The 22,106-nt window shown below is 63.7% G+C and carries 20 protein-coding genes and 1 riboswitch; of the genes, 14 read left to right on the top strand and 6 right to left on the bottom strand.

The window, feature by feature from the left end; genetic code table 11:
* The first annotated feature begins 39 nt into the window (after positions 1-39).
* The 10 genes from AC1VON_RS14435 to AC1VON_RS14480 all read left to right on the top strand — a co-directional run bounded on the left by AC1VON_RS14435 (position 40) and on the right by AC1VON_RS14480 (position 11,890).
* A complete protein-coding gene (locus AC1VON_RS14435; protein ID WP_172351525.1) occupies positions 40-1,485 on the top strand; it encodes an ABC transporter substrate-binding protein in 1,446 nt (481 codons plus the stop codon).
* A 156-nt stretch (positions 1,486-1,641) separates the two neighbouring features.
* Entirely contained in the window at positions 1,642-2,565 is a 924-nt protein-coding gene (locus AC1VON_RS14440) for a carbohydrate ABC transporter permease (RefSeq protein ID WP_140769198.1), read from the top strand.
* 9 nt (positions 2,566-2,574) lie between these two features.
* Positions 2,575-3,432, top strand: coding sequence for a carbohydrate ABC transporter permease (locus tag AC1VON_RS14445; protein ID WP_115143716.1), 858 nt, complete (start codon positions 2,575-2,577; stop codon positions 3,430-3,432).
* A 2-nt stretch (positions 3,433-3,434) separates the two neighbouring features.
* Positions 3,435-4,553 (top strand): ABC transporter ATP-binding protein, encoded by a 1,119-nt coding sequence (locus tag AC1VON_RS14450; RefSeq protein ID WP_483123792.1) that lies wholly within the window; start codon positions 3,435-3,437, stop codon positions 4,551-4,553.
* On the top strand, positions 4,550-5,674 hold the full coding sequence (locus tag AC1VON_RS14455) for an ABC transporter ATP-binding protein (RefSeq protein ID WP_172351522.1): 1,125 nt from the start codon (positions 4,550-4,552) through the stop codon (positions 5,672-5,674). Before AC1VON_RS14450 ends, AC1VON_RS14455 begins: the two co-directional genes overlap by 4 nt.
* Positions 5,674-7,227 (top strand): FGGY family carbohydrate kinase, encoded by a 1,554-nt coding sequence (locus AC1VON_RS14460; RefSeq protein WP_483123794.1) that lies wholly within the window; start codon positions 5,674-5,676, stop codon positions 7,225-7,227. The genes AC1VON_RS14455 and AC1VON_RS14460 overlap by 1 nt, the downstream gene beginning before the upstream one ends.
* 10 nt (positions 7,228-7,237) lie before the next feature.
* Positions 7,238-8,278: a 2-hydroxyacid dehydrogenase gene (locus AC1VON_RS14465; protein ID WP_483123796.1), complete on the top strand. Its 1,041-nt coding sequence runs from the start codon at positions 7,238-7,240 to the stop codon at positions 8,276-8,278.
* Between the two features lie 45 nt (positions 8,279-8,323).
* Positions 8,324-9,841: a glycerol-3-phosphate dehydrogenase gene (locus AC1VON_RS14470; protein ID WP_483123798.1), complete on the top strand. Its 1,518-nt coding sequence runs from the start codon at positions 8,324-8,326 to the stop codon at positions 9,839-9,841.
* Entirely contained in the window at positions 9,811-10,899 is a 1,089-nt protein-coding gene (locus AC1VON_RS14475; RefSeq protein WP_483123799.1) for a class II aldolase/adducin family protein, read from the top strand. Before AC1VON_RS14470 ends, AC1VON_RS14475 begins: the two co-directional genes overlap by 31 nt.
* A 49-nt stretch (positions 10,900-10,948) precedes the next feature.
* Positions 10,949-11,890, top strand: coding sequence for a sugar phosphate isomerase/epimerase family protein (locus AC1VON_RS14480; protein WP_483123801.1), 942 nt, complete (start codon positions 10,949-10,951; stop codon positions 11,888-11,890).
* Positions 11,891-11,954: 64 nt separating this feature from the next.
* Here AC1VON_RS14480 and fba read toward each other — a convergent pair whose 3' ends face one another.
* Entirely contained in the window at positions 11,955-13,019 is a 1,065-nt protein-coding gene (gene fba, locus AC1VON_RS14485; protein WP_172351517.1) for a class II fructose-bisphosphate aldolase, read from the bottom strand.
* A 272-nt stretch (positions 13,020-13,291) separates the two neighbouring features.
* On the opposite strand from fba, the gene AC1VON_RS14490 reads away from it, so the two are divergent.
* Genes AC1VON_RS14490 through derI form a run of 3 tightly spaced genes read left to right on the top strand, consistent with a single transcriptional unit; the run spans position 13,292 to position 15,340 of the window.
* Positions 13,292-14,059 (top strand): DeoR/GlpR family DNA-binding transcription regulator, encoded by a 768-nt coding sequence (locus AC1VON_RS14490; protein WP_483123805.1) that lies wholly within the window; start codon positions 13,292-13,294, stop codon positions 14,057-14,059.
* Positions 14,060-14,110: 51 nt separating this feature from the next.
* Positions 14,111-14,869, top strand: coding sequence for a triose-phosphate isomerase (locus AC1VON_RS14495; RefSeq protein WP_172351515.1), 759 nt, complete (start codon positions 14,111-14,113; stop codon positions 14,867-14,869).
* 27 nt (positions 14,870-14,896) lie between these two features.
* Positions 14,897-15,340 (top strand): D-erythrulose-4-phosphate isomerase, encoded by a 444-nt coding sequence (derI, locus tag AC1VON_RS14500; RefSeq protein WP_172351514.1) that lies wholly within the window; start codon positions 14,897-14,899, stop codon positions 15,338-15,340.
* Here the strand turns inward: derI and AC1VON_RS14505 are convergent.
* Positions 15,309-16,139: a FadR/GntR family transcriptional regulator gene (locus tag AC1VON_RS14505; RefSeq protein ID WP_483123813.1), complete on the bottom strand. Its 831-nt coding sequence runs from the start codon at positions 16,137-16,139 to the stop codon at positions 15,309-15,311. The two genes, derI and AC1VON_RS14505, sit on opposite strands and share 32 nt — an antisense overlap.
* Before the next feature lie 249 nt (positions 16,140-16,388).
* Here AC1VON_RS14505 and AC1VON_RS14510 point away from each other — a divergent pair, with 249 nt between their 5' ends.
* The gene (locus tag AC1VON_RS14510) at positions 16,389-18,314 is read left to right on the top strand and encodes an autotransporter outer membrane beta-barrel domain-containing protein (RefSeq protein WP_483123816.1); all 1,926 of its coding nucleotides are present in this window, start codon (positions 16,389-16,391) and stop codon (positions 18,312-18,314) included.
* Here AC1VON_RS14510 and dhaL read toward each other — a convergent pair.
* From dhaL to AC1VON_RS14530, 4 genes are all read right to left on the bottom strand, one after another.
* Complete coding sequence (dhaL, locus tag AC1VON_RS14515; RefSeq protein ID WP_483123820.1) at positions 18,309-18,953, bottom strand: dihydroxyacetone kinase subunit DhaL; 645 nt, start codon at positions 18,951-18,953, stop codon at positions 18,309-18,311. The genes AC1VON_RS14510 and dhaL overlap by 6 nt on opposite strands.
* 15 nt (positions 18,954-18,968) lie before the next feature.
* Positions 18,969-19,982, bottom strand: coding sequence for a dihydroxyacetone kinase subunit DhaK (locus tag AC1VON_RS14520; RefSeq protein WP_483123824.1), 1,014 nt, complete (start codon positions 19,980-19,982; stop codon positions 18,969-18,971).
* A gap of 70 nt (positions 19,983-20,052) precedes the next feature.
* The gene (locus AC1VON_RS14525; protein ID WP_483123828.1) at positions 20,053-20,526 is read right to left on the bottom strand and encodes a 6,7-dimethyl-8-ribityllumazine synthase; all 474 of its coding nucleotides are present in this window, start codon (positions 20,524-20,526) and stop codon (positions 20,053-20,055) included.
* A gap of 76 nt (positions 20,527-20,602) precedes the next feature.
* A riboswitch (FMN riboswitch) is annotated at positions 20,603-20,785 on the bottom strand.
* Between the two features lie 101 nt (positions 20,786-20,886).
* Positions 20,887-22,062 carry an MFS transporter gene (locus AC1VON_RS14530; RefSeq protein WP_483123832.1) on the bottom strand — a complete coding sequence of 392 codons (1,176 nt, stop codon included), beginning with the start codon at positions 22,060-22,062 and terminating at the stop codon, positions 20,887-20,889.
* Positions 22,063-22,106: the final 44 nt, after the last annotated feature.

Genomic DNA, 22,106 nt, shown 5'->3' on the forward strand with positions numbered 1-22,106 from the left:
TCAGTTTGGTTGAAACTACCCTGTGGAGGAGAAGACGAAATGCATGAGAAAGAGAAAGACCTCATTGACGCCTTCCTGCGTGGACAGGTCGACCGTCGCGGACTGATCAAGGGCCTGGGTGCGATGGGCCTCGCCGCCGGCACGGCCGGCACGCTGCTCAATCTGGGGCAGACCCGCGCACTCGCCGCCGATTTCGACTGGCAGGCGCATAAGGGCAAGACCATCAAGCTCCTGCTCAACAAGCATCCCTATGCCGATGCGATGATTGCCGACCTCGAGAACTTCAAGAAGCTGACCGGCATGAACGTCGTCTATGACGTGTTCCCGGAAGACGTCTATTTCGACAAGGTCACGGCAGCACTTTCGGCCAGTTCGCCCGAATACGATGCCTTCATGACCGGCGCCTACATGACCTGGACCTATGGCCCTGCCGGCTGGATCACCGACCTCAACGAATGGATCAAGGATCCGGCCAAGACCAACCCGAACTATGCCTGGGACGACATCCTGCCGGGCGTGAAGTCATCCTGCGCCTGGAACGGCAAGCCGGGTGGGGCGCTGGGTTCGGAAGACGCCAAGCAGTGGTGCATTCCGTGGGCGTTCGAGCAGAACAACATCACCTACAACAAGGGCATGTTCGACAAGGCCGGCGTCGGTATTCCCGGTAATATCGACGAGATGATCACCACCGCGGCCAAGCTGCAGAAGGACATTGGCGGCGGCGTCTACGGCATCGGTGTGCGCGGTTCGCGCTCATGGGCGACGATCCATCCGGGCTTCCTGTCGGCCTATGCCAACTTCAACGAGAAGGACCTGACTGTTTCCGCCGACGGCAAGCTCGCGGCGGCGATGAACACGGCCGGCTCGAAGGCCTTCCACGCCAAATGGGTGCAGATGATCCAGGAGAGCGGCCCGAAGGACTGGTCGACCTACACCTGGTATCAGGTCGGCACCGACCTTGGCGCCGGTGCCTCGGCGATGATCTTCGACGCCGACTGCCTCGGCTACTTCATGAATGGCGGCGACAACAAGATGGCCGGCAAGCTTGCCTACGCCGCCTTCACCGCCAACCCTGAGGCCAAGGCCTCGACGCCCAACATCTGGATCTGGTCGCTGGCGATGTCCAACTTCTCGAAGGACAAGGACGCGACCTGGTACTTCCTGCAATGGGCCTCGGGTCCCGAGCACGGGCTGTTCGGCGCCACCAAGATGGATTTCGTCGATCCGGTCCGCCAGTCGGTCTGGAAGGACGAAATGTTCCGCGAGAAGCTGAACAAGAGCTATCCGGGTTACGTCGAGATGTTCGACGCCTCGGCGGCCGGTGCCTCGATCAAGTTCACGGCGCAGCCGCTGTTCTTCGACCTCACCACCGAATGGGCGGCGACGCTGCAGAAGATGGTGGCCAAGGAAGTGCCGGTCGACGAGGGCCTCGACAAGCTCGCCGAAAGCATCAACGGCCAGCTCAAGGAAGCCGGTCTCGGCTAGCCGGACCCGGAGACTGGCCTGCTCCGGCAGGCCAGTCCTGCCCACCATTTCAGGACTGCGATGCGGCACCGCGAGGTTGCCGCCAACTCGCCCACCGGCCGTCCGGCTCCCTCGGGCGGCCGGCAGGGCGAAGCAACAGGGATCACGGAGCAGCGGATGACCGCCGTAACAACCCAAAGGGCCGGGCCATCCGGCTTCAGGATCAGCAAGCGGGTGCTGCCCTATGTGCTCAGCCTGCCGGCTTTGCTTGTCTGTATCGGCATCCTGATCCCGTTCCTGACCTCGGTCGTCTATTCGTTCCAGCGCTATCGGCTGAGCCAGCCCTGGGCGCGGCAGTTCAATTGGGGCGACAACTACATCTCCTTCTTCACCGATCCGAAGTTCTGGAACACGCTCAAGGTCTCGCTACTCTATGCCGGCACCACCGTCGTGCTGGAGCTTCTTCTCGGCCTTGCCATCGCCTTGCTGCTGCAGAAGCGGTCGACGCTGAACAACTTCATCTCGATCATGCTCCTGATGCCGCTGATGACGGCGCCCGCCCTTGCCGCGCTGATGTGGAAGCTGATGACCAATCCCGGCTTCGGCGTCTTGAGCTATCTCGCCAGTCTGATCGGGCTGCAGGATTTCCGCTGGGCATCGTCGCCGTCGACGGCGCTGTTCACGGTCGTCCTCGTCGACATCTGGGTCTACACACCCTTCATCATGATCCTGCTGCTCGCCGGCTTGCGCAGCCTGCCGACGCAGCCCTTCGAGGCGGCGGCGCTGGATGGCGTGCCGAGGAGCTTCGTATTCTTCCGCATCACGCTGCCGATGCTGACCCCCTACATCCTGACGGCGACTTTGTTTCGCCTGCTCGATTCCATCCAGCAGTTCGACATCATCTATGCAATGACCCAAGGCGGCCCGGGCGACACGCTGACCGTCTTCCAGGTCGAGGCCTATCTCAACTTCTTCCAGTCGACCAATGTCGGCCGCTCGGCGGCGCTGATGATCATCCTGTGGGCGATCACCTACTTGCTCTCCAACATCTTCATCAAGAATTGGCTGCGGCTGCGCGAGCGCGCCCGCGGCCAGGCATAGGAGGCCGGGATGGAACATACCTCGCTTCTCGAACGCATCCTGCGTGGCATAGCGCTGACGCTGGTCGTGATCTTCTTCATGTTTCCGATCGTCTGGATATTCATGATGTCGTTCCAGACCAACGAGACCATCTTGCGCATTCCGCCGCAGCTGATCTTCGAGCCGACGCTCGCCAATTACACGGCGCTGATCACCGGCAAGCTGATGACCGCCGCAGGCACGCTCGACATTGCCTTCATGCGCAACCTCTGGAATTCGGTGTTCCTGTCGGTGACCTCGGTGGCGGTCTCGCTGCTGCTCGGCGTGCCGGCGGCCTACGCCTTCGCGCGCCACAAGTTCCGCGGCTCGGAGGACATCGCCTTTACGCTGCTGTCGTTCAAATTCGCGCCGGCGCTCTTGGTGCTGTTGCCGCTTACCCTCTATTTCCAGAAGCTCGGGCTCGCCAACACCTATATCGGGCTGATCTGGGTCTACCAGCTGATCTGCCTGCCGCTGATCCTGTGGATCGTGCGCGGCTATTTCGAGGATATCCCGGCCGACATCGAATATGCCTACCGCATCGGCGGCCATTCCTGGTTCGCCACCTTCCGCAAGATCGCGCTGCCGCTCGCCGGCCCCGGCATCGCCGCCGCCGGCCTGCTCGCCTTCATCTTCGCCTGGAACAATTTCGTCTTCGCGCTGGTGCTGGCCTCGGCCGACAAGCAGCCGGTGACGGTCGGCGCGCTTGCCTTCATCACCTCCTCGGGCATCCAGTACGGCCAGATCTCGGCGGCCATCGTGCTCTCGATCACGCCGACGCTGGCGCTCGCCCTCTATGCTCAGCGCTATCTGGTCGAAGGCCTCTCGCTCGGCGCGGTGAAAGGATAGACATGGCAAGCCTCGAACTCAGAAACATCGTCAAGCGCTACAAGAGCCAGACCGTCCTCGACAATCTGTCGTTGACCGTCGCCGACGGCGAGACCCTCGTGCTGTTCGGTCCATCCGGAGCCGGCAAGACGGTGCTGCTGCGGCTGGTTGCCGGCGTCATCGATCCCGATGAAGGCAAGATCTTCATCGGCGGCGGCGACATGACCGATGTCGACGCGGAATTTCGTGGCGTCGGCATGGCGTTCCAGAATTTCGCGCTGTTTCCGCATATGAGCGCATTCGACAACATCGCGACGCCCCTGGAGGCCAAGCGGTCGTCGCCAAGCGCGATCAAGGCCGGCGTCGAGAGCGTCGCCAAGCTGTTGAAGATCGCCCATGTGCTCTCCCACAAGCCGCGCGCGCTCTCCAACGGCCAGAAGCAGCGCACGGCCCTTGCCCGTGCTTTGGTCGGCTCGCCGCCGCTTCTCCTGCTTGACGATCCCTTGCGCAATGTCGACGCCAAGCTGCGCTTCGAGATGCGGCTGGAACTGCCACGCCTGCTCGCCGACCGCGGCGCCACCGTCGTCTACGTGACCCAGGACTACAAGGAAGCCATGGCGCTCGGCGACCGGATCGCGGTGATGTCGCAAGGCGTCATCAGGCAGCTCGGCACCCCCGAGCAGATCTATCGCGAGCCGGCCAATATCGAGATCGCGCGGCTGTTCGGCGACCCGACCATCAACCTGCTCGACGTCAAGCCCGCGCGGGATACCAGGGGGATTTATGTCGGCCTGTCCAATGTCCAGGTCCATCTGGCAGGCGCCTATGACACGGCGGTCGGCCGCGACTGTGTGATCGGCCTGCGGCCGGAAGCGTTGAGCTTCGTCGAGGAGGGCATCCCCGGCGCCATTCCCGTGACGGTCGAGGCCGAGACGCCGCTCAACGAAAAGATCGTCACGCTGGTGCGCACCGTGCGCGGCCGCGAGATCCTGGTTTCGCGCCCGGCCGGAACGCCGGGGCGCAGCGAGGGCAAGGCCCATATCGCCGTCGACGGCAAGAGCGCCTTGCTGTTCGATCACGCCAGCGGCGAGCGCATCGGTTCGAAGAACGTTGTCGCTTTGCGCAATGGAGAAGCGGCATGAGCCAGAGCGCGCTCACCATAACCAGCGTCGACAAATTCTATGGCCCGATCGACCGGGGCGTCCACGCCGTCAAGAACCTGACCATGGAAATCGCCAAGGGCGAGATCGTGGCGCTGCTCGGTTCGTCCGGCTGCGGCAAGACGTCGACGCTGCGCATGATCGCCGGTTTCGAGGAGGTATCGCGCGGCGCGATCTCGGTTGGCGGCCGTCAGGTGCACACTCTGGCGCCGGTCAAGCGCAATGTGGCGATGGCGTTTGAGGGCTACTCGCTCTATCCACCGCTAACCGTGCGCGAGAACATGGCTTTCGCGCTCAAGGCGGCGCGGCTGCCGAAGAGCGAGGTCGACGCCAAGGTCGCCAGCATCGCCAAGCTGCTCGAGATCGAGGACATACTGGAGCGCTATCCGAGCTCGATCTCCGGCGGTCAGCAGCAGCGCGCCAGCCTCGGCCGCGCATTGATCCGCGAGGCCGATCTGCATCTCCTGGACGAGCCGATGGGGCAGCTCGAACCGCAGTTGCGCGCCGTGCTGCGCGGTCGCATCAAGCATTTCATCAAGGAGCGCGGCCTGACCGCGATCCTGGTCACCCACGACCAGACCGAGGCCAATGCGCTTGCCGACCGCATCGCGGTGATGGAAGGCGGCGTGCTGCAGCAGTTCGACACGCCGGACCGGATCAAGGAGCGCCCGGCGAACCTGTTCACCGGCACATTCGTCGGCGAGCCGCCGATGAACGTCTTCGAGGCCTATGTCGCGACAGCCGCCGGTCGCATCAATCTCAGGCTGCCCGACGGCCTGTCGCTCGACTACGACAAGGACGCCTTCAGCGCGCCGGTGCGCGATCAATTGCTCAGCCGCGAGCGGGTCGTCATCGGCATCAGGCCCTATGCGGTCCGGCGCTCGAAGGAAGGTGTTCCCGCCAGGGTTTCGGCCAACCAATGGCTCGGCGACCAGACGCACATAGCGGCCGACTTCGCCGGCGGCTCGCTGGTGCTGGTCGAGCATGACCGCACCCGCCTGGATCTTGGTGCGCCGATCAATGTCAGCATCGATCCGAAAAACCTGCATGTCTTCGATCAGGCCAGCGGCAAGGCGATTTCGCACGGCATGGAGCTTGCGTGATGCGCGACATACTGATCGGCATCGATGCCGGTACCTCCGTCATCAAATCCATCGCTTTCGACACGGCGGGCCGGCAGATTGCCGCCGCATCACTGCCCAACCACTATGAGACACTGCCGGGCGGCGGCGCCGAACAGGATCTGGCGCGCACATGGAGCGATGCCGCCACGACATTGCGCCAACTCGCCGACAAGGTGCCCAATCTCGCCAGCCGGACGGTGGCGATCGCGGTGACCGGGCAAGGCGATGGCACCTGGCTGATCGACGCCAAGGGCGAGCCGGTGGCCAAGGGCTGGCTCTGGCTCGACGCGCGCGCCGCGGCCATTGTCGAGGAGATCCGCGCGCGGCCCGAGGATCGGCTTCGCTTCGAAAAGACCGGCAGCGGGCTTGCCGCCTGCCAGCAAGGCTCGCAGTTCGTCTTCATGAAGCGCACCATGCCCGAAATGCTCGGCAAGGCGGCGACCGCGTTCCACTGCAAGGACTGGCTCTATTTCAAGCTGACCGGCGAACGCGCCACCGATCCTTCCGAGGGAACCTTCACCTTCGGCGATTTCCACACCCGCGACTACTGCGACGATGTGCTCGACGTGCTCGGCGTCGCCGATCTCAGGCATCTGCTGCCGCCGATCGTCGACGGCACCAGGCACGGCACCGGGCTGTCGCGGGCGGCGGCCGACGCCACCGGCATGCTGGCCGGTACGCCGGTGGTGCTCGGCTATGTCGATGTCGTCTGCACCGCGCTCGGCGCAGGCTTGCTCGACCGCGAGCGCAAGCCCGGCTGCTCGATCATCGGCTCCACCGGCATGCATATGCGGCTGGCCGAGACCCCCGACGATGTGCAGCTCAACGAAGCAGCGACCGGTTACACCATGGCGATGCCGGCGCCCGGCGTGTTCGCGCAGATGCAGTCGAACATGGCGGCGACGCTCAACATCGACTGGGTGCTTGGCCTTGCCTCCGGCATCCTCGCCTCCCAAGGCATCTCGCGCAGCAATGGCGAGATGATCGCGCTGGTCGATGCCTGGATAGCGGCCTCGCAGCCCGCCTCGCTGCTCTATCAGCCCTATGTGTCGGAGGCGGGTGAGCGAGGGCCGTTCGTCGATGCCAATGCGCGGGCGGGCTTCGTCGGCATTTCCTCGCGGCACGGCTATGCCGACCTCGTCCGCGCCGTCTTCGAAGGGTTGGCCTTTGCGGCGCGCGATTGCTACGCGGCCATGGGGCCGCTGCCGCGCGAAGTCCGCCTGACAGGCGGTGCGGCCAGGAGCCCGGCACTGCGCAAGATCCTGGGTGCGGCGGTGGGTGCCGATATCCGCACCAGCGCGCGTGAAGAGGCGGGAGCGGCTGGCGCGGCGATGATCGCCGCTGTCTGTGTCGGTCTCTACCCGTCCATGGACGAATGCGTCGGCGAATGGGTGACACCGCTGCTTGGCGAAGCCGAGCCGAGCGACCGGAACCTCGCCGCGATCTACGACAAAATGATCCCATCCTACATGTTGGCGCACCAGGCATTGCGGCCAGTCTGGCGCGCTATGGCTTCAGTGCAGGCAAGTTGAGAAATCGAGTATGCGTAAGAGAATAGCGATCATTGGCGACAACTTCATGCTTCCGGAGGTGTTTCGCGCCAAAATCGAGAAGGTCGCGAGCGGCGACCTCGATATCAGGACATTGCAGACGGCCTGGCCCGACGAGCCGATGGAGTTCGGCAATCCGGCGCTCGGCCTCGACAAGATCAAGGAGTATTTCGGCCACCCCGACGAGGTCGTCGATTTCATCGGCGATGCCGAAATCCTTGTCACCCAGTTGGCGCCCCTGTCGGAGGGCATGATGCGGCGCGTGCCGGGTCTCAAGCTGGTCGCGGTTTCGCGCGGCGGCCCGATCAACATCGACATGGCGGCGGCCAAGGCGCACGGCATCACCGTCGTCAATGTGCCTGGCCGCAACGCGACCGCAGTGGCCGAGTTCACCATTGGCGCCATCCTGGCCGAGACGCGGCTGATCCGGGTCGGCCACGAGGCCTTGCGCAAGGGCGACTGGCGCGGCGATCTCTACCGCGCTGACCGCACCGGTCGCGAACTCAACGAAATGACCGTCGGCGTTGTCGGCTACGGCAATATCGGCACCAAGGTGGTGCGCCTGCTGCGGGCCTTCGGCTGTCACGTCCTGGTCAGCGACCCCTATGTGCAGTTGAGCGCCGAGGACCGCAATGCCGGCGTCGAACTCGTCGCGCTTGACGATCTCCTCTCCCGCTCCGATGTGATCACGCTACATTCGCGGGTGACCGAGGAGACGCGCGGCCTGATCGGCAAGGACACCATCGCGCGGATGAAGCCTGGTGTGATCTTCGTCAACACCGCGCGCGGGCCCCTGGTCGACTATGACGCGCTCTACGAGGCGCTGGTTTCGGGCCAGATCGCCAGCGCCATGCTGGAGACGTTCGCGGTCGAACCGGTTCCATCGGACTGGCCTTTGCTGCAGCTTCCTACTGTGACGCTGACGCCGCATATCGCCGGCGCCTCGGTGCGCACCGTCACCTATGCCGCCGAACAGGCCGCCGAAGAGGTGCGCCGCTACCTCGCCGGCCTGCCTCCGGTCAATCCATGCTGAGGCAACGGCCATGACGCATCAAATCGGCATCGAGGCCATGGCGGCATGAGCGGTGGCACTGAAATCGTCGACCTCTTCGTCATCGGCGGCGGTATCAACGGCGCCGGCATTGCGCGTGATGCCGCCGGCCGAGGCCTTTCCGTCATCCTGTGCGAAAAGGACGATCTCGCCGAAGGCACCAGCTCGCGCTCGGGCAAGCTAGTCCATGGCGGCTTGCGCTATCTCGAATATTACGAATTCCGCCTGGTGCGCGAAGCGCTGATCGAGCGCGAGGTGCTCCTGGAATCGGCGCCGCACATCATCTGGCCGATGCGCTTCGTGCTGCCGCACAGCCCGGACGACCGGCCAGCCTGGCTGGTGCGGCTCGGCCTGTTCCTCTACGACCATCTCGGCGGCCGCAAGCGGCTGCCGGCGACCCGCACGCTCAACCTGCGCACCGCGCCCGAAGGCGCGCCGATCAAGGACGCCTTCCGGCGCGGCTTCGAGTATTCCGATTGCTGGGTCGACGACGCCCGCCTCGTCATCATCAACGCGCTCGACGCCGCCGAGCGCGGCGCCAGGGTTTTCACCCGAACCGCCTGCACCGCCGCCCGCCGCGAGAACGGCCTGTGGGTTGTCGAGATGCAGGACGGCAGGACGGGCATCAGGACGATGGTTCGAGCCCGCGCGCTGATCAATGCCGCCGGCCCCTGGGTCAATGACATAGTCAACCGCGTTGCTGGCCAGAACTCCAGGCGCAATGTCCGCCTGGTCAAGGGCAGCCACATCGTCGTGCCGAAATTCTGGGAGGGGCGTCAGGCCTATCTCATCCAGAACAGCGACAAGCGTGTGATCTTCATCAACCCCTATCAGAATGATCTCGCCCTGATCGGCACCACCGACATTCCCTATGACGGCCGGCCTGAGGATGTGGCGGCGGATGGGAGTGAGATTGACTACCTGATCAGGGTGGTCAACCGCTATTTCAAGCGCGGACTCGCGCGCGGCGATGTCGTCTATTCGTTCTCCGGCGTCAGGCCGCTCTACGACGACAATGCCGACAATCCCAGCGCCGTCACCCGCGATTACATTTTCGAGCTCGACGCACCGGACGGGCAGGCGCCGCTGCTCTCCGTCTTCGGCGGCAAGATCACCACCTTCCGCAAACTGGCCGAGCATGCGCTGGACAGGATCGCTCCGTTCTTTCCCAAAATGGGCAAGCCGTGGACCGCGAAGGCGCATCTGCCCGGCGGTGACATCGCCAATGCCGATTTCGAACAGTTTCTCGGCGATCTCGGAGATGAGTATCCATGGATGCCGGCATCGCTGCTCAAGCATTATGGTCGGCTCTACGGCACCAGGACACGGGCTTTGGTTGGCGCGGCCCGTTCGATCGATGAACTCGGGCGCTGCTTCGGCAGGGACTTCTTTGAGCGCGAGGCCAATTATCTCTTCGACCGGGAGTGGGCTTTGACGTCGGCCGATATCCTGCAGCGGCGCACCAAGCATGGCCTGCATTTGTCCGCCGAGGAGAGGGCGGCTTTCGAGCACTGGTGCGTGAACCGGCTGGCGAAGGCAGGCTGATGGTCCATCCCGTCGATACCGGCACCACCGAATTCCGCATGCTGCGCTCCTTGTCGGCCAGTATCGGCGCCGATCCGCTGCTGGTCCAGGGCGCCGGCGGCAACACCTCCATCAAGCAGGCCGGCGTGCTGTGGATCAAAGCCTCAGGCACATGGCTGAAGAACGCGCGCGACGATGAGATCATGGTGCCGGTCGCGCTGGCGCCACTGCTCGATGCCGTGGCGCATCGCAGCCCGGCGGCGGAGGTGGCTGGGCAGTTCACACTGGCGGACCTCAATCCTCGCCAACTGCGGCCCTCCATCGAGACGACGGTGCATGCTTTGCTGCCGCAGAAGATCGTCGTCCACGTCCATTGCGTCGAGACGATCTCGATCGCCGTACAGGCCAATGCCGAAGCCCTGCTGGAGGAGCGCCTGCGTGGCCTCGATTGGGCTTTCGTCCCCTATCGCCGGCCTGGCTTGCCGCTGGCGCAAGGGATCGCCGAGCGGCTGAAGCCTGCGACCAACGTGCTCGTGCTTGGCAATCATGGGCTGGTGGTCGCTGCCGACACGGTCGCCGAAGCGGCGTTGCTTCTACAACGGGTGACCGGGCTGCTCGCGCGGCCGCCACGGCCGGCTTCTCCGCCCGATCTTGACGCGCTGCTGAGGCTCGCTGCCGGCAGCGACTACCGGTTGCCGGCCTCGGCGGCCGCGCATGCCGTCGCGACCGATCTCGCCAGTTGCCGCATCGCCGCTTCCGGCAGCCTCTATCCTGATCATGTCATCTTTCTCGGCGTTGGCTCGGTGATCGCCGGTCCCGGCGAGAACGCGGCGGCGACCGTCGCCCGCACTGCGGCCGCGCCGACGTCCATCCTCTTTCCCGGCAAGGGCGTGCTGATGCGCCGGGATGCCAATGCCGGTGCCGAAGCGATGGCGCGTTGCCTGGCCGACGTCGTCGCCCGCGTCGATAGCGCGGCGCGCGTCAACTATCTCAGTCCGAAGGAGAATGGCGAACTGTTGAACTGGGACGCTGAAAAATACCGCCAGCAACTCAACCGCGAGGGGGCGACGCTGCAATGACGGCATTCCGCTCCACAATCGCGCCGTTGCGCCGGGAGGGATAGCGGCCTTGGCCTTCACGCTCTCCCTCAACACCAATCCGCTGGTCAACCGCTTTGCCGATCCGGCTGATCTGATCGACACCATCGCCTACGGCATTGGCATCAGGGACGTGCAACTCACGCATGAATTCGTCAATCCGGGCTGGCCGGCGGCGACGATCGTCAAATTCGTCCGCCTGTTTCGCGGTGCACTCTCCCGCACCGGCGTGCGCGTCACCTCCGGCATGACCGGTCCTTACGGCCGGCTCAATCATTTCGGCCATCCCGACGCGGATGTGCGCCGCTACTATGTCGACTGGTTCAAGACGTTCGCAGACATCTCGGCCGAACTTGGCGCCAGCGGCATGGGCACGCAGTTCGCCATCTTCACCCATCGCGACTTTGACGACCCCGAGCGTCGCGCGCGGTTGTTCGACATCGCGCTGGACTGCTGGCGCGAGGTGGCCGAGCACGCCCGTGCGGCCGGACTGAGCTACCTGTTCTGGGAGCCGATGTCGGTCGGCCGCGAGTTCGGCCACACCATCGAGAACTGCCGGATGCTGCAGAGCGCGATCGACGCCGCCGGCATGGCCATTCCGCTGGAGATGATGGTCGACATCGACCACGGCGACGTCACCTCAAGCAATCCGGCCGACATCGATCCCTATGCCTGGGCCGGGGCCTTTCCCAGGAAGTCGCCGATCATCCACATCAAGCAGTCGTCGATGAACAAGGGCGGCCATTGGCCGTTCACATCAGCCTACAACAGGGACGGCCGTATCACGCCGGAAAAGCTGCTGGAGACGGTGCGCCGCGGCGGTGGCACCGACAACGAGATTTGCCTCGAACTGTCGTTCCGTGAGCGTGAGCCGGTCGACCATCAGGTGGTCGCCATGATCCGCGAGTCCGTCGACTATTGGGCGCCGTTCATCGAGACAGGCAGGCCCAGCCTTTTGCCAAGGGCCGAATAGAGATCGGGCAGGAGCCTGTGCGGCTCCTGCCCGAAGATGCAGCCAGATTTTCGGTCGGCGGGACTCAGCCGAATTTCGGGTCGAGGCTGCCCGATTTGTAGCGCTTGGCCATTTCCGAGACCGGCAGCGGCTTGATCTTCGGCGCGTTGCCTGCGGTGCCGAACTGCTCGAACCGCTCCTTGCAGAGCTTGCGCATCGCCGCCATTGCCGGCGTCAGATATTTGCGTGGGTCGAACTCGCTCGGGTTTTCCGTCAGCACCTTGCGGATCGCGCCGGTCAACGCCATGCGGTTGTCGGTGTCGATGTTGATCTTGCGCACGCCGTGCTTGATGCCGCGCTGGATCTCCTCGACCGGCACGCCCCAGGTCGGCTTCATCTGGCCGCCATATTTGTTGATGATCTCCTGCAACTCCTCCGGCACGGAGGAAGAGCCGTGCATGACCAGATGCATGTTCGGCAGGCGGCGGTGGATCTCCTCGATGACGTTCATCGCCAGCACCGCGCCGTCCGGCTTGCGCGAGAATTTGTAGGCGCCGTGGCTGGTGCCCATGGCCACCGCCAACGCATCGACATGGGTGTCCTTGACGAACTGCACCGCCTGCTCCGGATCGGTCAGAAGCTGGTCGTGGCTGATCGCGCCTTCGACGCCGTGGCCGTCCTCCTGCTCGCCGCCGCCGCTCTCCAGTGAGCCCAGCACGCCGATCTCGCCTTCGACAGAGACGCCGCCCCAATGCGCCATGTCGACGACGCGTTTGGTGATGCCCGAATTATAGGCGTAGTCGGCCGGCGACTTGCCGTCCTCCTTGAGTGAGCCGTCCATCATCACCGAGGTGAAGCCGTACTGGATCGCGGTGACGCAGGTGGCTTCGTTGTTGCCATGGTCGAGATGCATGCAGACCGGGATATCGGGGTGGATTTCGACCAGCGCGTCGATCAGCTTGGCCAGCACCACGTCATTGGCATAGGCGCGCGCACCGCGGCTTGCCTGCAGGATGACAGGCGATTTGGTCTCTTCCGCCGCCTCCATGATGGCGAGGCCTTGTTCCATGTTGTTCATGTTGAAGGCCGGCACGCCATAGCCGTGTTCGGCGGCGTGATCGAGCAATTGTCTCAGTGTGATGCGAGCCAACGAATAGTCTCCCGTATCTGGTTTCGAACCTGTGGTTGCGGACTGTCCGCGCATCGTCCAGCCCACCGATGCTTCTGGCCGGATTTCGGCCCAACCGCAACCGCAACCGGTCGTCCCAGCTGCAATTCTTGTTACAGGGCCGCGATCAGGGCAAGCGGAATATCCCAAGAAATCGTCCCATTATCACAAAATATTTGCTACTTTTGCGACGATATCTGTTATCGTTTGGGTCCGGTCAGGGAGCCACGCTTCGGCGTTGGCGGTCAGCGGCAATGAAGAGCGATATCAGGCGTCAAGGCATCATGGAGTTTCTGATGGACGCCGGTCAGGCCGGCGTCGACGACCTGGCTTTGCTCTTTGGCGTCTCCAAGATGACCGTGCACCGCGACCTCGACGAGCTCGAGGAAAGCGGGTTCTTGCGCAAGGTGCGCGGCGGCGCCTCGATCCAGCCGAGCGGTCTGTTCGAAAGCGATTTCCGCTACCGTCAGAAGCAGGCGACCGAGGAAAAGCAGCGCTTGGCGGCTGCCGCTGTGGGCATGATCGAGCCCGGCCAGACCGTGATCATCGACGATGGCTCGACGGCGGGCGGCATTGCGCGGCATCTCGCCGATCTGCGGCCGCTGACCGTGATCACCAACAATCTGGCCGTTATCCAGGATCTGGCCGGCGCAGGTGGCATCAGCCTGATCGCGCTCGGCGGCCAGTACAGCAAGAAGTTCCACGGCTTCTTCGGCCTGCTGGCCGAGGCGTCGCTCAAATCGCTGCGCGCCGACGTTGCCTTCCTGTCATCCTCGGCCATCCATGGCGCTTCCGCGTTCCACCAGGACCAGGAGGTGGTGCAGGCCAAGCGGCTGATGATGGCGGCGGCGACCCGCAAATATCTGCTGGTCGATCACGGCAAGTTCGGCCGCACGGCGCTCCACTTCCTCACCGATCTCAGCGCCTTCGACACGGTCTTTACGGGCCGGGCGCCCGAGCCGGCGATGCGCGCCGCGCTGGATGTCGCTGGCGTGTCGCTGACGGTGATCGACAAGGGATAATGATCCCGAAGACGGGCGCTGATCGCTGGACAAAAGTAAGGAGCAGTACGCGTGGTTTACTGGGTCGGTACAAGCTGGAAGATGAACAAGACGCTCGCCGAGGCGATGGCTTTCGCTCAGCGCCTGGCCGGTTTCATCCCAGACTTCGATGACCGCATCCAGCCTTTCGTGATCCCGCCTTTCACGGCGGTGCGCGAGGTCAAGCGGGCGCTGTCGTCGACGCGCGTCAAGGTCGGTGCTCAGAACATGCATTGGGCCGATGCCGGCGCCTGGACCGGCGAGATCTCGCCGCTGATGCTGATGGATTGCGGGCTCGATCTGGTCGAGCTCGGCCACAGCGAACGGCGCGAGCATTTCGGCGAGACCGACCGCACCGTCGGCCTGAAGACGGCCGCCGCCGTGAAGCACGGATTGATACCGCTGATCTGTGTCGGCGAGACGTTGGCCGAGCGCGAAGGCGGCAAGGCCGATGCCGTGTTGAGCGCCCAGGTCGAGGGGGCGCTGCAATATCTCGAAGGTCAGGCGAAGGGCACAAAAATCCTGTTCGCCTATGAGCCTGTCTGGGCGATCGGCGACAAGGGCATTCCGGCCAGCTCCGACTATGCCGACAAGCAGCAGGCGTTGATCAAGAAGGTCGCCGGCGGTCTGCTGCCGTCCGTGCCGCCGGTCCTCTATGGCGGCAGCGTCAATCCCGGCAATGCCGCCGAGCTGATCGGTCAGCCCAATATCGATGGCCTCTTCATCGGCCGCTCCGCCTGGCAGGCGGATGGCTACATCGACATCCTAGGCCGTGCTTCGGCTGCGATCTGAAATCATCCAAACACGAAAGGGAAAACCATGAAAATAGCCATTGGAGCAGACAGCGCCGGCAAGCCGCTGCTCGATGTCATCGCCGCACACCTTGCCACCAAATCCGGCCTGACGGTCAGTGATCTCAGCCAGGCCGGCTACTATGCCGACCTCTCGCAAAAACTCGCCCAGACCATCATCGACGGCGAGAACGAGCGCGGTATCCTGTTCTGCGGCACCGGCATCGGCGTGTCGATCTCGGCCAACAAGGTGCCGGGCATCCGCGCCGCACTCACCCACGATACCTATTCGGCCGAGCGGGCCGCGAAATCCAACAACGCGCAGATCATCACCATGGGCGCCCGCGTCATCGGCCCGGAATTGGCCAAGGCGATCGTCGATACGTGGCTGGCGTCGGAATTCGACGACAAAGGTCCCTCGGCCGGCAATGTCGAGGCGATCAACAGGCTCGACGCGGTGAAGCCTGCATGAGCCGCAGGCCCGCGGCATAGCTGGGCGGGCTTGGTTCCGCGCTGAGCATGCTGCGATGCCGGCCTACTTCTGTCTGCCGAGCCTGGCAGCGAGGGAACGCCGCACATCCTCTTCCGCTCCGTCCAGCAGGTCGATCAGCACCTTGCTGGTGGCTGCCGAAGTCGCGCTTTTCGATGCTCTCGACAATCTGCCGATGCAGGCTGAGCGAATGGCGCTGACCGGCTGGGTTGTCGTCCGAAAGCCGGAAGCTGATCACCAGCGCGGTCTCGATCAAAGCGGCGAGCGAACCGATCAACTCGTTGCCCGACATGTGCAGGATCGCCTGGTGGAAAGCCAGATCCGGCACAGCGAAACGTTCGCCGTCATCACCGGCCTGTTCCATCTCTTCGAGGATTGCCCGCAAATCGGCGATCTGCTCCGGGCTGGCGCGCTGCGCCGCCAAGGCCCCTGCTGTCGGTTCGATCGCGCGCCGCAGTTCGAACAGGGAACGCGCCTCCTCTGCTGTCGTTCTCGAGCCGAAACGCCACAAGAGCACATCCGGATCGAGAAAGTTCCAATCCTTGCGCGGGCGCACCCTGGTCCCGGTCCGGGGGCGCATTTCCACCATGCCCTTGCCAGCCAGAACCTTGACGACTTCACGCAGGCCCGTGCGGCTCGCGCCATAGGAGGCGCTCCAATCGTCGCCATTCGGCAACTGGTCACCGGGAATCAGTTCGCCGCGCACGATGCTGAGGCCGATTTCATTGAGCAGTCTGCCGTGAAGACCGGAATGCGACGAGCCGGCCATGCGCGACGTCATCCGGGACGCCCGAGAGACGGGGGCTGAATTCTTCATACTATTCCCATTATTCATACGATTGTCACGTACCCGCCCTAGTGAGCACATCGTTGAACTCTCCGCCAGAGCGATCGACGAACCACAGCGCAGATAGCACCCGAAGAGCCACAAAACCTCGTGTCTTGCCATCGCCGGCGGCCGCCACCGTCGTTGGTCGATGTCGTGCGCGTCGAGCCGTCGATTACAAACACCAACAGGAACGCGTCAGAAATGTCTTCCAAGATGATCGATCACGCCAGCAAAGCCGCCCTCAAGGGGACGGTCTGTCTTCCGAAAACCATAGCCTCCTGCATCGTTCTGTCCAGTGCGCTCGCCATGACATCGGTGCCGGCGTTTGCCGTCGAGCCCTGGATCATGGTCGAGAAGACGACCTTCACCGGCGACGCGATATCCTCGAAGCAACAGGGCGTGACGACGGACGGCACGAACTGGTATTTCTCCGGCACCAATATTCTCGAGCGCACGGACAGGAACTATAATCCGTCCCTGACTGTCTCGCCCGCCATTCCCAATGTTCTCAAGCTTCCGTCCCAATATTCCGATATCGGGCTGAACCACATCGGCGATATCGATTATGCCGACGGGCTTCTCTATATTTCACTGGACTCGAGCCAGCGCGACCCAGTCACTGGGGGCAAATACGAAAACCCGGTTTTCGCGGTGTATCGCGCGAGTGACCTGAGCTTCACCGGTCAGGCATTTTCGCTCAATCCGCCCCATGGCATCCATGATATTGCCAGTTGGGTGGCCGTCGATGCCAAGAACGGCCTCGGCTACGGCATGGCCTATGAGAATGCGACGGAGATAGCGGTCTACAATCTGTCGGACTGGAGCTTCAAGGAATACATCCCGCTGACGCACACCATCGACCAGGCACAGGGCGGCAAGCTTCTGGACGGCTGGATGTATTTTTCGACCGACAATGACCAGAAGATCATCTACCGGGCGAACCTCAAGACCGGCGAAGTCGAGAATCTGGGCAATCTGAACATCGGCCGCGAACAGGAAGTCGAAGGGCTTTCCTTCAACCAGACGAAGGACGGTTGGTCGATGTACATCCTCAATCGGGAAGCGCTGGAGAGCGACCCCACCGTGGAGGCGGTCGGTTTCTATCGCTATCTGCGTCCCTATGGAAACGCGCTTTCCGGAGAGATCCACGCCGATATCAATGGCGCGCTTGTGGAGGATAGCCGTTTCGCGCGGGACGCCGCGAACAGCCGAATTCGCGCCGCCTTCGATGGGGTTTCCACACCGGTTTTGACGACCGCCAGCATCGACACCGACGGCGTGCGCGCCGCGCCCGCCAATGCCGATGGCATCGTGATCTGGAGCCAGGCACTTGCAATGACTGGCGATACGAACGGCTCCGGCGATGCCGCTGCCTTCGGCCGCAACACGACAGGATTCATCGGCGGCGCCGACGCACCGGTCGGAAGCTGGCGGCTCGGCGTGCTCGGCGGTTACAGCCATTCGAGGTTCGATGTCACCGACCGGGCTTCATCCGGTTCGAGCGACAATTACAATCTCGGTGTCTATGCCGGCACGCAACTGGGACAGTTCGGTTTCCGCGCCGGCGCGATCTATGGCTGGCATGACATCGAGACCAGGCGCAACGTGGTCTTCCCCGCCTTCGCCGAACAGCTCTCCGCCGACTACAATGCCGCGACGGCGCAGGCTTTCAGCGAACTGGCCTATCGCTTCGATATCGGACGCAATGCCTTTGAACCCTTCGCTAATCTCGCCTACGTCAATCTGAAGACCGATGGTTTCGCCGAGACCGGCGGCACGACTTCGGCGCTGACGGCACAGAAGACGACGACGGAAAACACCTTCTCGACATTTGGCGTTCGCGCTTCGACCCAGTTCGACACGGGGGTGACCAAGGCCGCCCTGCACGGCATGCTGGGCTGGCAGCACGCCTACGGCAACGTCGGTCCGACCTCCGATCTGGCCTTCAACACCGGAGCATCCTTCACCATTTCGGGCGTGCCAATCGCCAGGGATGCGCTGGCGGTCGAAGCCGGGTTCGACGTTCTCCTGTCGTCCAATGCCAAGCTCGGCGCATCCTATTCCGGCCAGATCGCGAAGGATGCCCAGGGACATGCCTTCAAGGTCAGCTTCGATCTGAAACTATAGGGTCGATGTCAGGCTCTTGCGTATCGCGCCGATCACGGTAACAGCCGATGCGGCGCCAGGGTCGATATGCCCGAGCGATCGCTCGCCAAGCCTGGAGGAGCGGCCCTTGGCGGCGATCATGTTCTTGGTCGCTTCAGCACCAGACTCGGCGGCGGCAAGGGCTGCCCCGAGGCTCTCGGCCAAGTTCTTGCCGGCAAGATTGGCCGCGGCGGCTGCTTCCGCCGCCGGCTGCCAGGCATCGACCATCGTCTTCTCGCCCGGCTCCGCCTTGCCGCGATCCTTGATGCCTTGCGCCATGGCCTGGAACAGGGCGATGAAATCCGTCTCCGCCAGCGTCGCCTTGCCCTTGGCGGAGGCGGCGGCGCGCATGAAGGCCGTCGCATAGAGCGGGCCCGAGGAAGCACCGACGGCATTCAGGAACGATTTCGCCGCCGTGTTGAGCAGCGCCGTCGGCTCGATCGCCGCAAGGTCGAGCGAGGCCAGCGCTTCGCGCACGGCGTTGAAGCCGAGCGCCATGGCAATGCCGTGGTCGGCGTCGCCAATGACGCCGTCAAGCTGGCAGAGCCTGTCCCTGTCGGTCTCGATCGCCACCGCGATCGTATCGAACATTCTTTTCAGGTCGGCGGCATCGATGGTCACGGGAACGCTCTTTCGTCAGCCGGCACGGAACATGGCGCAGTCGCAGGGGTGGTCGAGCATGGTCTGCAATTCCTCGTCGAGATGAAAAAGCGTCACCGAGGCGCCGGCCATTTCCAGCGACGTGCAGTAATTGCCGACCCAGGTCGCGTGGATCAAAACGCCGATATCGTCGAGCCGCTGCTTGACCCGGCGGTTCATGATGTAGAGCTCCATCAGCGGCGTCGAGCCGAGCGAGTTGACCAGCACCGCGACCTTGTCGCCGCGCTTCGGCGCCATCTCGGCGAAAATCTTGTCCAGCATCTCGTCGGTGATTTCGTCGGCGCTCCCAAGCTTGCCGCGGGCGATGCCGGGTTCGCCATGGATGCCCATGCCGATCTCCATTTCGTCGGCGCCGATCTCGAAATTCAGCCGCCTTGTCTGCGGCAGCGAGCAGGGTGACAGGGCCACGCCCATGGTGAAGGTGTGGTCATTGGCCTTGCGCGCGATGCGCTCGACCTCGTCCAGGGAGAGCATGAGGTCGCAGGCGGCACCGGCCGCCTTGAAGATGAAGAAGTTGCCGGCGACGCCGCGGCGCTTCTGCCGCTGGTCGCGCGGTGCCGAGGCGACGTCATCGGTGGCCAGCACGGTGCGCACCTCGATGTCGTCCATCGCGGCCATCTCGGCCGCCATGTCGAAATTCATCACGTCGCCGGCATAGTTGCCGTACATGAACAGGACGCCGGCGCCGCCGCTGACGGCCTTGGCGCATTCGAGGATCGGATCGGGCGGTGGCGAGGCAAAGACATTGCCGATGGCCGCCGCGTCCGCCAGTCCCTTGCCGACAAAGCCGAGAAAGGTCGGCTCGTGGCCGGAGCCGCCGCCGATGACCAGCCCGACCTTGCCGGGCCGCGGCCCGTCGCGGGCGATGATCGAGCGCGGGCTGCCATCCGTGCTCATGAGGTGACGAGGATGCGCGGCGAGGATTCCTTCGAGCATCTCGTCGACGGCGCGGTTGCCGTCATTGATGATCTTCTTGGTCTGCACCGGCATCCTCCCCGAACTCGGTATTTTCGCAAATACTACCGGGTGTTGTCTCGATTTCCACCCGGCCGGGAAGATTTCATGCCGCGATCTTTTCCCGCGCGGCGAGAATCTGCACGCAGGCGTTGGCCGCCTCCTTGCCCTTGACGGTGAAGTGCTCGAAGAAGAAGCGATGATGCTCGGCGCTGTCGTGATAATTGTGTGGCGTCAGCACCGCCGAAAGCACCGGCACGCCGGTCGACAGCTGCGCGTTCATCATGCCGTCGATGACGGCGCTGGCGACGAACTCATGCCGGTAGATGCCACCATTGACGACGAAGGCCGTGCCGAGGATCGCGGCATAGCGGCCGGTCTCGGCCAAGGTCTTGGCGTGCAGCGGGATCTCGTAGGCGCCGGGCACGTCGAAGACATCGACGGCGAAGCGGTCGCCTCCGATGTCGGCGAGTTCCGCCTCGAAAGCCCTTACGCACTGGTCGACGATATCGGCATGCCAGCGCGCTCTGATGACGGCGATGCGGGTTGTTTCGTAGTCTTTATGGGAATGCTGATTCATGGGTCCATCCTTCCGTTTCGAACCAGAATCAGGACGCACGACACGAAATCCGGCCCGCCGATGCGGTCCGTTTTCCGTTCGTCCTCTTTCATCCGGACTCTAACCGTCGGCTCCGGAATCACACCGGATCTGCTGACCTTTCCAATTGTCTTGGAAAGCGCTCGCGGGCTTGGGTCCCGTGCATGACCCCGAAAGGAATCATGCACAACCGAGAGTCCTTACCGCCGGTGGGGACTTTCACCCCGCCCTGAGAACATTAACGGGCTTTGTATGGAGGGCAGGGGTGCCACTGTCAACCGGGCGACAGGCCGGTGGCCAATCGCGTTCTGTCGACTGGAGCAATCACGTAAAAGAAGCGCTCTATCGCGTGCGCCACGCGGCCGCCGCTGCGGCAACCAGCATCAGCAGTGCCGCAACCATCGCACAGACCGCAAAGCCGAAGCTGGAATAGAGCGGCCCAAAACCGGTGGTGCCGACAAAGACCGCCAGATAGGTCACCGAGCTGTTCAGGCCCATGATCGTGCCGCGCCGTGAGGGATCGAGCGCCGAAAGACTCATCACCAGCACATTCAGTCCGAAATGATTGGCAAGCCCCCACACCGCCACCATCGCGAGCGTCAGGCCGAAACTGTTGCTGCTCGCGGCGATCGCGACGTAGACGATGGCGACAAGAAGATAGGCGAATGGCATGACGCGGCGAGCGCCCAGGCGATCGATCACCCCGTCGAGGAGAGCAGCCGTGCCGAAGCCGATGCCATAGGCAAGGGCTGCCCAGCCATTGGCGCTCACCGGCTTGCCCAGTCCACTGTGAAGGTGATCGCCGAGATAGCCATAGACACCGTAGAAGGCGGTCATGAAGGCTGCGCAGGCGATGAGAAGTGGCACGATGCCGGGAATGCCGAGCGCCGCCAGCGGTGTCGGGGCCGGGCCGCTCTTCCTGATGCCGCTCAGCGACGTCATCGTGAGACTGGTCAGCGCCAGCATTGCCAGTACCGCGACGGCCGCGAAGACGGCGCGCCAGTGCACGAGATCGGCAAGCACGGCCGAGAGCGAAACGCCGGCCACCATGCTGAGCGTCCATCCGGTCAGCACGACGCCGATGGTCCCGCTTTCGCGGCCGGGCGGTGCGATCGCCGCCGAACTCGCATAGATCGCCGGCATGGCGATGCCGGCGGCAATACCGGCGACGAGCTGGGCCGCGACCAGCATGATCAGTATCGGTGCGGCCGCGCTGGCAACCAGGGCTATGGCCAGCAACAGCAATGCCCCCTGCAGCATCCGGCGAGCGCCGAGCCGGTCGATATAGCGTGCCAGGAACAGGGCGCTTGCCGAGGTCCCGAGGCCAAAGGCGGCCGCTGCGATCATCACGGCCGGGACGCTGCTCGCGAAGGACGACGCCACGGCCGGGGCTATCGGGCCCAGGACCAGTGAATTCGAACCGATCACGGCGATGCATCCGGTCAACAGATAGGCGAGGGCCGGGATGGGTGGCCTGGCACCCGTTGGCAGGGCTGTAGCTTGATTGCTGTTCGACATATAGCCATAATGGCCGTATTAAATTCTGTGGCAATTGGGATTGT

Source organism: Mesorhizobium sp. HAY1-8B, from assembly GCF_056868045.1.

Excerpts from the sequence above, each read along its gene's own strand:
- AC1VON_RS14520 (WP_483123824.1), bottom strand. The coding sequence starts at position 19,982 with ATGCCGGTGCAGACCAAGAAGATCATCAATGACGGCAACCGCGCCGTC.
- AC1VON_RS14460 (WP_483123794.1), top strand. The coding sequence starts at position 5,674 with ATGCGCGACATACTGATCGGCATCGATGCCGGTACCTCCGTCATCAAA.
- AC1VON_RS14530 (WP_483123832.1), bottom strand. The coding sequence starts at position 22,062 with ATGTCGAACAGCAATCAAGCTACAGCCCTGCCAACGGGTGCCAGGCCA.
- AC1VON_RS14505 (WP_483123813.1), bottom strand. The coding sequence starts at position 16,139 with ATGACGTCGCGCATGGCCGGCTCGTCGCATTCCGGTCTTCACGGCAGA.
- AC1VON_RS14445 (WP_115143716.1), top strand. The coding sequence starts at position 2,575 with ATGGAACATACCTCGCTTCTCGAACGCATCCTGCGTGGCATAGCGCTG.
- AC1VON_RS14455 (WP_172351522.1), top strand. The coding sequence starts at position 4,550 with ATGAGCCAGAGCGCGCTCACCATAACCAGCGTCGACAAATTCTATGGC.
- AC1VON_RS14470 (WP_483123798.1), top strand. The coding sequence starts at position 8,324 with ATGAGCGGTGGCACTGAAATCGTCGACCTCTTCGTCATCGGCGGCGGT.
- AC1VON_RS14465 (WP_483123796.1), top strand. The coding sequence starts at position 7,238 with ATGCGTAAGAGAATAGCGATCATTGGCGACAACTTCATGCTTCCGGAG.
- AC1VON_RS14490 (WP_483123805.1), top strand. The coding sequence starts at position 13,292 with ATGAAGAGCGATATCAGGCGTCAAGGCATCATGGAGTTTCTGATGGAC.
- AC1VON_RS14525 (WP_483123828.1), bottom strand. The coding sequence starts at position 20,526 with ATGAATCAGCATTCCCATAAAGACTACGAAACAACCCGCATCGCCGTC.
- AC1VON_RS14435 (WP_172351525.1), top strand. The coding sequence starts at position 40 with ATGCATGAGAAAGAGAAAGACCTCATTGACGCCTTCCTGCGTGGACAG.
- AC1VON_RS14510 (WP_483123816.1), top strand. The coding sequence starts at position 16,389 with ATGTCTTCCAAGATGATCGATCACGCCAGCAAAGCCGCCCTCAAGGGG.
- derI (WP_172351514.1), top strand. The coding sequence starts at position 14,897 with ATGAAAATAGCCATTGGAGCAGACAGCGCCGGCAAGCCGCTGCTCGAT.
- AC1VON_RS14450 (WP_483123792.1), top strand. The coding sequence starts at position 3,435 with ATGGCAAGCCTCGAACTCAGAAACATCGTCAAGCGCTACAAGAGCCAG.
- AC1VON_RS14440 (WP_140769198.1), top strand. The coding sequence starts at position 1,642 with ATGACCGCCGTAACAACCCAAAGGGCCGGGCCATCCGGCTTCAGGATC.